The organism is Burkholderia sp. Bp8984 (assembly GCF_003853755.1).
Taxonomy (GTDB): Bacteria; Pseudomonadota; Gammaproteobacteria; order Burkholderiales; family Burkholderiaceae; genus Burkholderia.
The window spans coordinates 1-436 of record NZ_QTQN01000111.1; the positions used below are offsets into that span (position 1 = coordinate 1).

Annotated in this window: 1 protein-coding gene; it reads left to right on the forward strand. The window is 62.2% G+C overall.

Features of this window, described 5'->3' with window-relative positions; translation table 11 throughout:
* The coding region (locus DID98_RS35565; RefSeq protein WP_185640937.1) for a 4Fe-4S dicluster domain-containing protein at positions 1-436 on the forward strand (436 nt) is incomplete at both ends.

The window sequence follows — 436 nt, forward strand, 5'->3', positions numbered from 1 at the left end:
ATGGCGAAGGGGCTGTACCTCGGCACGCTGATGGTCGGGCTGGAACAGAAGGTGATGGGCGGCAACGTGCCGTGGACACTGCATCACAAGCATGCGGACCACGAGATGCTGAAGCCGGCGTCGCAATGCACGCCGATCGAGTACCCGAAGCCGGACGGCAAGCTGACGTTCGACCGGTTGTCGTCGGTGTTCATCTCGAATACGAACCACGAGGAACACCAGCCGGCGCACCTGACGCTGAAGGACGCGAACGTGCCGGTGAACGTGAACCTGCGCACCTACGCGGGCCCGGAAGCGCGCTTCTGTCCGGCCGGCGTCTACGAGTTCGTCAAGAACGACAGCAACGAAGATCGCTTGCAGATCAACGCGCAGAACTGCGTGCACTGCAAGACCTGCGACATCAAGGACCCGACGCAGAACATCGTGTGGGTCACGC